The organism is Boudabousia marimammalium (assembly GCF_001936115.1).
Taxonomy (GTDB): domain Bacteria; phylum Actinomycetota; class Actinomycetes; order Actinomycetales; family Actinomycetaceae; genus Boudabousia; species Boudabousia marimammalium.
In genome coordinates, this window is sequence record NZ_MPDM01000002.1 from 229,353 (window position 1) to 241,742 (window position 12,390).

Here is a 12,390-nt window from a genome sequence, read left to right on the forward strand (position 1 = left end):
ACCGCTTAGAGTCACTCTTTTACCGGGAGCAGAATCTGCAGTTCAGTCTCGGCCGCGCAAAACAACCAGATCTTCACCGATAGGAACCGGTTTTAGAGCTCAAAATTAGCGGATTTAGTCATGCCGGAGGGCTGCTGTACTTCGGTACGGGCAAGGGCGGCGAAAGCTGCCCGAATCTTTGCACAGTCTTTCCAGACTCCGTCCCGCTCCGCGCTCTTCGGGTAGTCCAAACGCCAGTTGAAATCTACGCCAACAGCGCCGGTCGCCATGGCGGCGCCGCAGTTATCTGCATCAATACCGCCACCTAGTAAAGATTTGTGGACGGATCCGGACGGAATCCGGGACCAGTCGAAGCTGCTCTCCGCTCCGGTGGTAGAAGAATCCAAAACTAGGCGTTCGACGCGTTGATCGTTAGCAAGGAAGTGAGCGGCATCCCGGTCCGCGTCAATCTTCATGTCGAGGGCGCGCCATAGCTGCACTTCAGCGGGGATGGCTGCGCGGAGCTGATCAACGAACTCAGTGCCGGTACGGGCGTTAAAGTTTCCGAACTCATCGATTCGGGCATTCACATGCACCTGCACGGCGGCCAGCTGGGGCCGCTGCTCCCCCTCGGCGGGTTCAACCTGCGCGAAAGCCCACATCAGGTCGCGAGCCAACTGACCCACGCTGGCAGGGTCTTCGCTTTCAATCACGGCCACCCACTGCAGCTGCGGGGCAGCCGCAGCAACCTCGGTGGCCTGCTCAATTGTCACATAGTGCGGGGAGCCCGGGGTGAAAGCTAAACCACCGTAGGTAGCGCCCGAGGCCTGCGCTACACGGGCGGAGGCGGGGCGGGCCAGACCGCTCACGCGAGCTTCCCCGTACAGCAGTTTACGAATCGCCAAATCGACCGTCTTGTCACGGAACAGCTGGCTACCGACCAAGAAGCCGGAAACGACTTGGCTGAGGTTACGCACGATGGCGTGATCACGAATACCGGCCTCGGAAATGATTACTACGCCCGGAGGTAGGTGAGGTGCGAAACGCGCCGCCAGTGACGTGTCCACCGCGCCGGTACGCCGGTTACGGTTATTAATGCCGACAATCTTGGCCTGCATGAAAATGGCGCGGTCCAAGTCTTCCTCAGTGGAGATTTCGGTCAGCACATCCATATCGTAGGAATGGGCTAGGTCAACCAGCCGCTGATACTGCTCATCTTCCAAAACAGACAGCATGAGCACGATGGCGTCAGCGCCAAAGTAGCGGGCAGCTTTCACCTGCACGGGGTCAATAATGAAATCTTTGCACAGCACCGGCAGGTGGGTGCTGGAGGCGACGAGGGCGAGGTCATCATAGTCGCCACCGTAAAAATCAGGTTCAGTTAGCACTGAAATAGCGGTCGCGTAGCGAGAGTAAGTTTGGGCGATGGCACTGGGATTGTAGTGTTCGCGAATCATCTCACTGGAGGGCGATGCCGCCTTGCATTCCATAATAAAATGATGGTCGCCGCGTTTACCTTCCCCCATGGCCCGGTAGAGGCTCCGCGTCGAGGGAGTAATCTCTTCGTCCTTCACATGGGCGATGCGAGCCGCAATCTCCGGCAGATGTGAGCGCCGTTTCTCCACGATTCTATCGAGCAGGTTTGCTTTCCCGTCGGGGCTGAAAGTGAAGGATTTAAACTTCGGCGTGGCACTCATTCAGGTTCTCCTCTCATTGCGGCAACGTCACCCTACCGTGACGTATCCGCCTAGCTACCACTATATCGTTTCGCTCTGCCCTTGGGGTCAGGACTATCAGACTATTCCTACCAAAACTATCGACCCAGACAGCGATGGGGCCCTACTTTGTAAAAAGTAAGGCCCCGCCGCATTATGGTCTGCTTATAGTTCGTACGCTGGCAGGCGGTTGAACTCTTCGCGTCGTTTCGCTTGCTCAATCGGGTCAGGCACTGGCAAAGCGGTCAGTAGCCGCTTCGTGTAGCCATGCTGTGGGTTTTGCAAGACGTCACGGGCGACACCCTGCTCCACAATCCGGCCCTTGTACAGGACGAAGATGGAGTGTGAGACTTCATCCACCACAGCTAGGTCGTGCGAAATGAACAGGCAAGCAAAACCGAACTGGGTTTGCAGCTCTAGGAACAAGTCCAAAACCGTCGCCTGAACTGACACATCCAGAGCGGAGGTGGGTTCATCAGCAATCAGGAGTTCCGGGTCTAAAGCTAGGCCACGTGCCAGTGAGGCGCGCTGACGCTGTCCACCGGAAAGCTCATGCGGGTAACGGTCAGCGTAGCTGGAAGCTAGCTCTACCGCATCCAAGAGTTCATTAACCCGAGGGCGGGCCCGGTGCGCGTCTTTTGCCATGCCGTGCACAATCAGCGGCTCCGCGATGGCTTCACCAATGGTGAGCAACGGGTTGAAGCTGGCGGCGGGATCTTGGAAAACGTAGCCGATTCGTGAACGGATGGGACGGAAATCGCGTTCCTTCGTGGCGGACCTCCATGTCCCGAGAGCACACCGCAATGGGTCGTCCTTTGAAACGCGGCTCCTTTGTGTCGCCCGGCTCAGCTTCCATCAGGCCGTGCTCCGCATCGGTGCTTCGATTCACTGTGAAGGAAGCGGCGACAGCGCTCAAAGATTCTGAGACTTCACCGGTTTCACGGTCAGCCCAGTCAGCTACCACACTCATATTGTGGGTAATCAGCATCACGGAAGCGCCGAACTCGTTACAGCACTCATGCAGCAGCTGTAAGACTTCGACCTGCACTGTCGGGATGATTACCATCAGGACAGTATGTGTACCCTAAATGACGCGAAAGAGGACATCAAAACCAGAGACGATTGCGCCTAAGCAGTTGCGGGCACTGGGGCCTACTGGGTTCCAAACGACCCCATTGCATCGGAGGTCTGCGCGTAACCGTCGGGGCGATGAGCGAGCCAATCAGTCCAGTTAGGACGAAGAGAACAACAATAGTTAAACCAATCATCATCATGATTCGCTGCTAACTGCGGGCTTGATGTACTAGGCTCAAGAAGCGAAAATGTTTCTCAGATTTCGGTATTTATGCTACCTTTTCTACCGTCTCAGTTTTAGTTACTTGATCGATATTACTCATTAGTATCTCACCCTCGGGTCAATCAGGGCGGCAATAATGCCAATCAAGAAGTTGGTGAGTGCTACGGTCACGGCCAGCATGAAGCCTAGACTCTCCGCTCGAAAGTGGTTTCGGTAAGTACCGCGTCAGCTAGCATCAGCGTAATCTGCATACCCATCACCGTGATGGTAGGAATCAGAGCGGGGACGGAAAGCGTGACGGTTAATCAAACGACGCTCCCCTACGCCTCTGGAGCGAGCCGCATTAACTTGGTCCCCAGAGAAAACACCAATCGTATTGGACAGACCAAGCTAAGGAATGCGGCGCCGGTCAACAGGCCAAACGCCAATGAAGCTGATGCTACTATGCAATCAAGTCCTAGTGGTTTACTAGGAAGTTGTCCTTCACGAAGAGGGGGCCAGGTAGGTATCCGCATCGGAGTAATCCGGGAACCATCCCAGCTGGTACGGCGGGTACACGTCAGCGGAACGATCTTTCAAATACTGAACCCATTCAGTGGACTGTAGGCCAACGGTGAACAGTCCATCCTTTTCTAGCTGAGTCTTAATCATGGCGTATTCATCGCCTGAGGAAGGACCGTAGTGGCCGGGTGAGTACCGTAGCTTCATGTCAACCAGACCGGTTACGCCAGCTTTAGCAAGAGCCTTCTCAGGATCTGCGTCAGCCTGCTTCTCACCGAAGGGCTTGGTGTGGAAGTTGAATACGATGTAGCGGATTTCGCCACCCGGACCGGTTTCAATCTTGACCTTGTCGTTGCTCCGCAAGTCTTCAATATCGGTTGCGGACAATGAACGGAATGGTACATTCACGTCACCTTGCTGCACGCTGAGTTTCAGGTTGGAAGCATCTGCGAAGTACCTGATATTTACGCCACCATTTTGGGCGGGCACGCAGATACCCTAGTAGTTCGGGTTAACCTCGAACTGGACGAGGTTGTTCAGATCGAACTTAGCAATCATGTACTGACCAGCAAAAGCGCCGCCGGAAATAATCTTCGCAACATCGATGATGACATCAGCAGAGAAAACCTCTTCATCAACAATCGGACCAGCTGGGAGGACAGAAAGTATTTGAATAGCTGGTCGTTAGCTTCCTTACAGATGGAAGACAACCGTATTGTCGTCAACAGCGTCAACGGACTCAAGGTTGTAAAGCAATAAGCTGAGGTCCTGTCCGTTAGTGAACTTGAGACCTTCACGAAGCTTTACAGTGAACTCTGTCGGAGCGTTAAACTCATCAGATTCTGCCAGGTCAGGCTTTACCTCAGGCTCACCATAGGGCGAGTTGCAGAGGAAGGCTAAGGCTTGAATAGCTACGTAGAAAGTGCCATTATCGTAGGATTCGGCTGGATCCAAAATAGTGACCTCATTGGTCGCACCCATGGCGATAACTGACTTGACATTGCCGCCAGTACGTTAGACTAGAAACATGAACATAGTCAGCTCCCGCCAAATCTACGAACGTTTAATCCCCCATGTGGACTCCGGCGAGCTCCCAGGCTTCTGCGCAGTAGTAAGCAATAATGGCCACACCGTGGTGGCCAGCGGCGGCTACAGCGATCTCGAGTTAAAGAAAACCATGGACGCAGAATCGCTCTTCCGTCTGGCTTCCCTTACTAAACCTTTAACCGCAGTTTTAACACTCCAAGCAGTCGAGATGGGCGACATCACCCTCGACACTGAATTAGCTGAACTGGTTCCCGAACTAGCCAACCCGCGGGTCCTCACTAACCCTCGGGCCCGTTTTCAAACCACGCTAGATTCCACCGGAAACCCCCGCTACGAAGTGGAAACTGAAGCCCTCAAACGCCCCATCACGGTTTACGATTTACTTACCATGACCTCAGGTTACGGTTTCTGGGTAGGCACCAGCCTGGCCGCCGCCTACAAGACCGCGAATATTAACTTCGGAATCCAACACCATTACAGCAGGGCTGACTTTATTCGCCTTATCGGCCAGATGCCGCTTTGTTTCCAGCCCGGCGATGGCTGGGCCTACAACTGGTCCGTTGAGGTCCTAGGTGTAGCGCTACAACGAGCGACCGGCATCCCTATGGAAACGCTAATGGAAGAGCGGATTCGTCGCCCCCTCGGCCTGAAAAACCTCAGCTACACGATGAACTCCCTGGCTCACGCCACCAGCATGTACAAAGCGAGCCCTTCCGGTCCAGTGCTCCTTGACCCACGCGAAGGCGACTACAGTCGGGAGCCAAAATATTATTCAGCCCGCACCGGCCTAGTCACTACCGCACCCGAGTACCTGCGAATCCTCGATGACCTCTCCAGTGAAGACCCGATTCTGCTCTCCCCTGAGTCAGCTGAACTGATGCGCACGCCAGCTTTGAATGAGCATCAGCTCAAGAATAAGTTCTTTGAGCCCAACGCCAACTTTGGCATGTTCGTTCAGGTGGCAGACGGTACCGGTGTCTTGCCTGAGGGCAGCTACGGCTGGTCCGGCATCAGTGGAGTCAAAGCGTACTCTGACCCTCACACCGGCACCAGTTTCGGACTATTCACGCAAATGTCCACCATCACGACTAGGCCACAGCCCTGGTTCAATGATTTCTGGCATCTGTTATTCGACTAAGTTCCCCGACCCCCGCAGAGAGACGATTAATAGATGAATAAGACGCGAAGCGCCGTGAAAACCAGACCTGAAGCATCTCAAATAGACAGCGACAAGCCCAAGCACTCCGAGAATGAGCACATCAACTATACGGAGCTACCTGCTCTGGAACGCTATTACAGGCCTGCCCCGACCATAAAAGAAGCTTGGGCGCAGCCCGGCCTAATAAATAAGGTCATGCACCTGCTGCAGTGGTGGAACGGAACCCGCATAGGCCGCACGCTCACCCGTTATGGGATTCAACGTGGCGCTTTGATGTCGGGCGGCATCGCTTATTCTGCCCTGTTCTCCATCGGGGCTGGTTTGACTATCGCCTGGACAGCATTCATGTATTTTGTAGGAGACAACGCGGCGCTAAGATTGCGTGTCATCAAAAGTGTCAATGTGACAATGCCGGGGCTGCTGTCCACCCCCAGCAAGGGCGGCCTAGTAGACCCAGCGGACCTAGTAATGGATAATCCCATTAACCTGGCCACCATCATTGCTGTGGTTTTACTGCTCTTCGCCGCGACCTATGTGATGGCGAACCTAAAGATTGCGATCAGGTCAATGTTTGGAATCTCCTATTTCCCATCGAACTTCTTCGGGGAGAAACTGCGTGACCTCCTCGGATTCGTACTTCTGGCAGTCAGCGTCTTGCTCACTACCGGTTTGGGTTTCGTAGTTTCTGCATTGGGAAACTATTTCCTTGACCTGCTGGGGGTAACAGGTAGCGCCTCCGGCATCCTGCTAAAGGGTGTCTCTCTGCTGACTGCTGGGCTAGTGGACGCGGGAATCTGGTGTATGCTGGTTGCTTTTATTTCCGGTGTCAAAGTGCCACTTAAAGAGCTTTTAACTGGCGGCATAATTTTTGGGGTGTTCGCTGGGATTATCCGTTATTTGGGAACCGCAGCGGTTTCTTCCGTATCCGATAAGCCACTGCTCGCGTCGGTAGCGGCTTTTGCCACCCTACTGCTATGGGTCAACCTGCTGTCCCGCGTAGCCCAGATGGTAGCTGCATGGACCGCTAATCCGCCGGCTCCGGCCTACCCGAATGATGCCGCGCAGGTACATATGAATGAGCGTCCAAACTATGTGACACTGTCCAAACCAGAAACTCTGGAGTGGCCGCATCAGAAAGTTACCGGAACTATGGATGTTGACCAAAGCGGCGACCCCTACGTGGAAGTGGCTGAGGAAACACCTCTGGAACCGCGCTTTGGAGGACTGATTGGCGCGTATCAGCGCCACCGCATGGCCCGCCTCGAAGCTAAGTTGGAGAAAGCACGCGCGAACTACTATCAGCCGCAGCGCAAGCAGTAGCTTCCCTCAGGGGAAGTTTCTCCCAAAATGAGGTTCACCCCTAACAGCTTTCATCCCTAACAGCTTTCACCCTAGACAGGTTACAGCCGAGACAGGCTTCGCCCGGGATAAGTTTCACCAAGGACAAGTTATACTGGGGCCGGTCTTCATTTCTGGGGCCGGGGGCTACACACGCCCCTTTCACTCTAGGCCTTCACTGGCCTCCAGCCACTCAAGCTCCAGCTGTTCCAGCTGCTCTTCGGCGGCCTTCAGGTCCTTACTTAACTGGGTCAGCTCATCAACCTTCTCAGGGTTTTCTACAATAGCGGCAGAAGCCTTCTCCATCGCGGCATGCAGCTTATCAATCTGTTTTTGTACTTTATCCATGCTGCGATCAATCCGCGCCACCGCTTTTTGTGCCAGCCGCTGCTGGGCTGAGCTGCTGATCCGGGCTTTATCCTTCACCAAGGTGCCGGCGCCGGAATCCCCCTCGGCAATCCCCTCACTGAGACCCGCCTTCAGGTCGGCGCGACGACGCTGCAGGTACTGGTCCACCCCACCGGGCAAATCAACCACTTTGCCATCCCCATAGAGGGCCACCTGATGATCGGTGATGCGCTCTAGCAGGTAGCGGTCGTGAGAGACCACGATTAGCGTGCCGGGGAAGGAATCCAGCAGGTCCTCCATCGCGGCCAAAGTGTCCGTGTCAAGGTCGTTGGTAGGCTCATCCAGCATCAGCACATTAGGCTCACCCATCAGCAGGCGCATCAGTTGCAGGCGGCGGCGCTCACCACCGGAAAGTTCCGCCACCCGGGTCCAGGCCCGCTCTTTTGTGAAGCCCATCCGCTCCACCATTTGGGAGGCGGTGATTTCTTTATCCCCCACCTGAATGATGGGGGCAACCTCATTGACGGCCTCCACCACGCGCAGATGAGAGACCTCATCCAGCTCATGGGTAGACTGCGAAAGCACCGCAATCTGCACGGTTTTACCGTGCTTGATGCGGCCTTGTGTGGGCTCCAATTGTTTTTGCATGAGCCGCAGCAAAGTAGTCTTGCCGGCTCCGTTGACGCCGACAATGCCGACGCGCTCCGCGGGGGCTAGGCGCCAAGTCACATGGTCAAACAGGGCTTTGGTTCCCGTCTCTGCTGGGGCCGAGGGCGCATCGGCACCTTGACCGTAAGAGAAGCTGACGTCTTCAAGGTCAATCACATCTTTGCCGAGGCGCGCGGTCGCCATCTTCACCAATTCCACCTGATCACGCGGCGGCGGCACGTCCGCTATCAAAGCTTCCGCAGCGTCAATCCGGTAGCGCGGCTTTGAGGTGCGGGCGGGGGCGCCACGACGCAGCCAGGCCAGCTCTTTGCGCAGCAGGTTCTCCCGTTTACTGGCGGCAGTGGCAGCCTGCCGGGCACGCTCCGCGCGTGCCAGCACATAGGCAGCATAGGAGCCCTCGTACTGTTCAATACGTCCCGGAATCTGCGGACGACCGTAGCCGGGGTCGACGCCGGGGACAACTTCCCAAACCCTAGTACAGATTTCGTCAAGGAACCAGCGGTCGTGCGTCACCACCACTAGGGCACCCTTCGCGTGGGGACCGCTAAGCGGGTAGCGTTCTTTCAGGTAGGTGATCAGCCAGTCCACGCCCTCCACATCCAGATGGTTGGTAGGCTCGTCCAGGAACAGCACGTCCGCCTGTTTGGTGAGTTGCGCGGCCAAAGCGACGCGGCGTTTCTGGCCGCCGGAAAGCTCCCCCACTTTGGCAGATAGATCAAGATCGTTGAGCAGTCCGGCATGAATCTGCCGCACGGCGGAGTCCGAAGCCCATTCATGTTCCGCCTGATTGGGGTGCACTGTTTCCACGACGGTCAAAGCCGGGTCTAAAGTATCCGCTTGGTCTAGCATCGCCACACTGACGCCGTCAGTGCGGGTCAGCAGTCCCTCATCGGGGGCTTGCTTGCCTGAGAGCAACCGCATCAGCGTGGATTTACCGGCACCGTTCGGCCCCAAAATGCCCAGCCGGGTCCCGTCATCAATGCCGACGGTAATATTGGCCAGCAGGATCCGTGAACCCGCTAAAGACAGCAGGTTTTGTGCGCCAATCAGGTGTGCCATCTGCTACTCCCCACTCGCGTCAATCTGGGCGCCGGCAACTGGGCCGGTCAAGATTATAGCCTGATGCAAAGTTTCACTGCCTTGCACGGCCGCCTTCACTGCTTCAGCTTCAGCTAGGTTTTGCACCGGCACCGCAATGGTCGGACCGGACCCAGAGATGATGGGTTTGGTAACTACCGGCGTGCCATCTGGTAGCTGAGCTGCGGCTGCTTGCTCCATGATTTCAGCTAGATCAGGACGCAAATCGAGGGCCGGAAGCTGCAGGTCGTTTTCTAACACCGCAAGGAACTGCTGCCAGTTTTCTGCCGTGAAAAGACCGCGGCTTTGCGCTTCGGTGAGCTCTGTGGGGACCTCCGCGGGGAGCAGATAGTTTTGCGAAATCTGGAGGGCGGCGGCGATATCCCCCTCGGCCTCCACCAGCTCAGAGAGTTTCTCCAAGCCGAGGGCGTGCCGGTGGTCCGCCTGCGCGAAAACCCCGGGAGTGGAAAGGCCCCGCTGATTTGTCAGCATCACCCAGGTGCGCGTAGGCCCGTCTGCCAAGGCGGTCAGTTCATCGCCGCGACCGCGGCCCAAGGCTAGTCCACCTTGCAGGCAGAAAGGCACGTCCGCGCCTAGTTGCGCAGCCAGCACATCCAGTTCGCCACTCTCATTCAGACCAGTTGCGAAAAGCGTGTCTGCCGCGAGGAGGGCAGCTGCCGCATCCGCGGAGCCTCCCGCCATGCCGCCAGCCACGGGGACTCGCTTAATTACGTGAATATTAGCGCCCGCATCAATGCCCGCATAGTCCAAGACCGCTTTCACTGCCCGATAGGCAAGGTGCTTAGCGGGGTCTAGGTCGCTTAGCTCTGCGGCCAGCTCAGCTGGCTCATCCGCAGGGGTGCGAGCTTCTTGAGTGAGGTACAGTTCGTGGTCATCACGGCGTTGCAGTCGTACCGTTTCCCGCAGGCTCAAGGCCTGGAAGACCGTGGTGAGGGGATGGTAGCCGCCGGCTTCCGCGGGGGCGCCGCATTGCAAGATCAGGTTAACTTTCGCGGGGGCGCTGGCTTCCACCCAGGTCAGGGCCGAGGGCGCCGCAGTGTTTGCAGCTGACGGTGTATTCATAGCAGCCTAGTTCTCTATCTGTTTTTTCGCGCGCGCCAGAGCAATGAAATCGTTGATTACTAGGCGTTCACCACGTAGCGAGACGTCAACCCCGGCGGCTTCAGCAATCCGGGCGGCGTCCTGTGGGCTACCCGCCCAATTCGCTAGGGCGCTGCGCAAGGTTTTGCGACGCTGGCTAAAAGCAGCATCAACAGCGGCGAAGACTTCTTCCCGGGAGACCTCTTGGTCACTGACGGCAGGGCCACCCTCGGTGTAACGACTAATGCGCACCAAGGCGGAGTCCACGTGCGGGGTGGGCCAGAAAACATTGCGAGACACAGCGCCCGCAGTGCGGGCCTTCCCATACCATTGCACTTTAACGGAGGGCACCCCGTAGGTGCGTGAGCCCGGACCAGCAGCTAAGCGGTTAGCGACCTCAGACTGCACCATGACGAGGACTTCCTGGATGGAAGGTAGTGCCTCTAGCAAAATCAGCAACACTGGCACTGCCACATTGTAGGGCAGGTTGGCGACCAGTTTCGTGGGCGCAGCAGTGACAGGGAATGCTCCCTCGACAACCTCGGTAGCAGAATCTAAAAGCTGCGGCGAGGTCACCTTCATGGCATCCATTTTGAGGACCCTCAAGTTAGCGGCCTGCTCACCTGCCATCGCTTTTACGGTTTGCGGTAGAGCCGAAGCCAGAGCCGGATCAATCTCTACCGCGGTGACGTGAGCGCCCGCTTCCAGCAGAGCCAGAGTTAAGGATCCTAAACCGGGACCGACCTCCAGCACATGCTCGCCGGTTTCAACCTGGGCTTCACGCACAATCCGGCGCACAGTACCGGCATCGTGTACAAAGTTTTGGCCCAGAGTTTTAGTAGGGCGAATATTGAGATGCTCGCATAGTTCACGAACATGCGCTGTTGTTAAAAGTTCCACGTATCTATGTTATACGCGATGGTTTAATACCACCCAACTCGGTGCGAGTGCGCTAAAGCACCACACGGAGTCCCATAGCGCCCCTGAATGTAGCCCAGTCCCCAAGAAATCTGCGTGGCCGGATTGGTACGCCAGTCCGCGCCAGCGGAAGCCATCTTACCTCCCGGCAGAGCCTGCGGAATACCGTAAGCACCGGAAGAACGGTTCTGGGCACGGTAGTTCCAGTTAGATTCGCGGTTCCACAAGCTGACTAGGCAACGGAACTGGTCATCGCCCCAGCCGCGGGCTGAAACCATTTTCTGAGCAATGGCCTGCGCGCCAGCAGGTGAGGTGCCAGCCGCCCCGGAGTCAGCAATCACTGCGGCATCCGAAGCGCTAGCCGAAGCATGTGCTACCGGATCTTTAGTGCCCTTGAGAACTACCTGAGTTACCGGCTGGGTGAGAACACCATCTTGGACTACGACTTCGGCTTTCACTTCACCGTTCACGGTTTCACGGTAAACAACCTTACGGTGCTTACCAACCACACCGGCGGTCTTCACCTTAGTGGTGCCCTTGAGCAAGCTGTCGTCTTCAACTTCCTCAGTTGAGAAAGGAATATCAGTATCAGTGACGATATCGCCACGGGTGACGCGTTCGATTTTTACAGTCAGCTTGCCATTTTCGTGAGAGATCCGGACCCGATCAATCGGGCTGGTTTCAACGTTTTGCTGTTGCAAAAGCTGCTTCACGGTGAGGTGGGCAGGAATCTCGATTGGGCGGCTTTCCCCATCAACAACCAAGGTCCCATGGGTCGCACTCTGAGACAGTGTGGACAGAGGGGAACGCTCGGAGCCACGAGTGGCAGAAATAGTGACATTACGGCCAGTGGCGGCAAAATCATTCAAAATCTCTGAAGAGTTGCGGGCGGTAGACCATAGTTCCACCCGCTGGCCGTCCACATTTACGGTGTACTGACGGGAGGTGAGAACCTGAATCCGGGAACCGTCCAGCAGGTCAGAGTCCAGAGAGGGTGTCACCTCATCATGCTGATTGACCTTAATGTCTGCGGCGTTTAGCGCATCCGATACGCTACTGCCCCAGACAGTTACCGGACGGGAGACCCCGTCAACCTCGATAACTAAGTCATGGTGTCCAGATACCACTCCGAAAGCGGAGATTCCCAGCACAGCTGAGCAGGCGATTGTGGCTCCAGCCCAAACTTTCTGCTGGAAAGTACCCCAATGCCTAGTCTTTTTCACTGATTCAGTCACTGATTC

The 12,390-nt window shown here is 56.3% G+C and carries 11 protein-coding genes; 2 read left to right on the forward strand and 9 right to left on the reverse strand.

The features are described 5' to 3' along the window. Positions 1 to 92 precede the first annotated feature (92 nt). The 5 genes from trpCF to BM477_RS08465 form a co-directional block, all read right to left on the reverse strand. Entirely contained in the window at positions 93 to 1,676 is a 1,584-nt protein-coding gene (gene trpCF, locus BM477_RS02600; RefSeq protein ID WP_075361115.1) for a bifunctional indole-3-glycerol-phosphate synthase TrpC/phosphoribosylanthranilate isomerase TrpF, read from the reverse strand. Between the two features lie 183 nt (positions 1,677 to 1,859). Further along, the gene (locus BM477_RS02605; RefSeq protein ID WP_245792845.1) at positions 1,860 to 2,441 is read right to left on the reverse strand and encodes an ABC transporter ATP-binding protein; all 582 of its coding nucleotides are present in this window, start codon (positions 2,439 to 2,441) and stop codon (positions 1,860 to 1,862) included. Beyond that, positions 2,371 to 2,760 (reverse strand): hypothetical protein, encoded by a 390-nt coding sequence (locus BM477_RS08535; RefSeq protein ID WP_245792822.1) that lies wholly within the window; start codon positions 2,758 to 2,760, stop codon positions 2,371 to 2,373. The genes BM477_RS02605 and BM477_RS08535 overlap by 71 nt, the downstream gene beginning before the upstream one ends. Positions 2,761 to 3,474: 714 nt before the next feature. Next, positions 3,475 to 3,981, reverse strand: coding sequence for an ABC transporter substrate-binding protein (locus BM477_RS08460; RefSeq protein WP_075361116.1), 507 nt, complete (start codon positions 3,979 to 3,981; stop codon positions 3,475 to 3,477). 204 nt (positions 3,982 to 4,185) lie between these two features. Then, the gene (locus tag BM477_RS08465) at positions 4,186 to 4,473 is read right to left on the reverse strand and encodes a periplasmic substrate-binding domain-containing protein (protein WP_075361117.1); all 288 of its coding nucleotides are present in this window, start codon (positions 4,471 to 4,473) and stop codon (positions 4,186 to 4,188) included. 46 nt (positions 4,474 to 4,519) lie between these two features. On the opposite strand from BM477_RS08465, the gene BM477_RS02620 reads away from it, so the two are divergent. Both BM477_RS02620 and BM477_RS02625 read left to right on the forward strand, forming a co-directional pair. Then, entirely contained in the window at positions 4,520 to 5,677 is a 1,158-nt protein-coding gene (locus tag BM477_RS02620) for a serine hydrolase domain-containing protein (protein WP_075361118.1), read from the forward strand. Positions 5,678 to 5,710: 33 nt separating this feature from the next. Further along, complete coding sequence (locus BM477_RS02625) at positions 5,711 to 7,018, forward strand: YihY/virulence factor BrkB family protein (RefSeq protein WP_084543661.1); 1,308 nt, start codon at positions 5,711 to 5,713, stop codon at positions 7,016 to 7,018. 180 nt (positions 7,019 to 7,198) lie between these two features. On the opposite strand, the gene BM477_RS02630 is transcribed toward BM477_RS02625, so the two are convergent. Genes BM477_RS02630 through BM477_RS02645 form a run of 4 tightly spaced genes read right to left on the reverse strand, consistent with a single transcriptional unit; the run spans position 7,199 to position 12,384 of the window. Continuing rightward, a complete protein-coding gene (locus BM477_RS02630; RefSeq protein ID WP_075361119.1) occupies positions 7,199 to 9,112 on the reverse strand; it encodes an ABC-F family ATP-binding cassette domain-containing protein in 1,914 nt (637 codons plus the stop codon). 3 nt (positions 9,113 to 9,115) lie between these two features. Beyond that, complete coding sequence (locus tag BM477_RS02635) at positions 9,116 to 10,213, reverse strand: GHMP family kinase ATP-binding protein (protein WP_075361120.1); 1,098 nt, start codon at positions 10,211 to 10,213, stop codon at positions 9,116 to 9,118. A gap of 6 nt (positions 10,214 to 10,219) precedes the next feature. Further along, positions 10,220 to 11,131 carry a 16S rRNA (adenine(1518)-N(6)/adenine(1519)-N(6))-dimethyltransferase RsmA gene (gene rsmA / locus BM477_RS02640; RefSeq protein ID WP_075361121.1) on the reverse strand — a complete coding sequence of 304 codons (912 nt, stop codon included), beginning with the start codon at positions 11,129 to 11,131 and terminating at the stop codon, positions 10,220 to 10,222. Between the two features lie 23 nt (positions 11,132 to 11,154). Continuing rightward, on the reverse strand, positions 11,155 to 12,384 hold the full coding sequence (locus BM477_RS02645) for a resuscitation-promoting factor (protein ID WP_084543662.1): 1,230 nt from the start codon (positions 12,382 to 12,384) through the stop codon (positions 11,155 to 11,157). Positions 12,385 to 12,390: the final 6 nt, after the last annotated feature.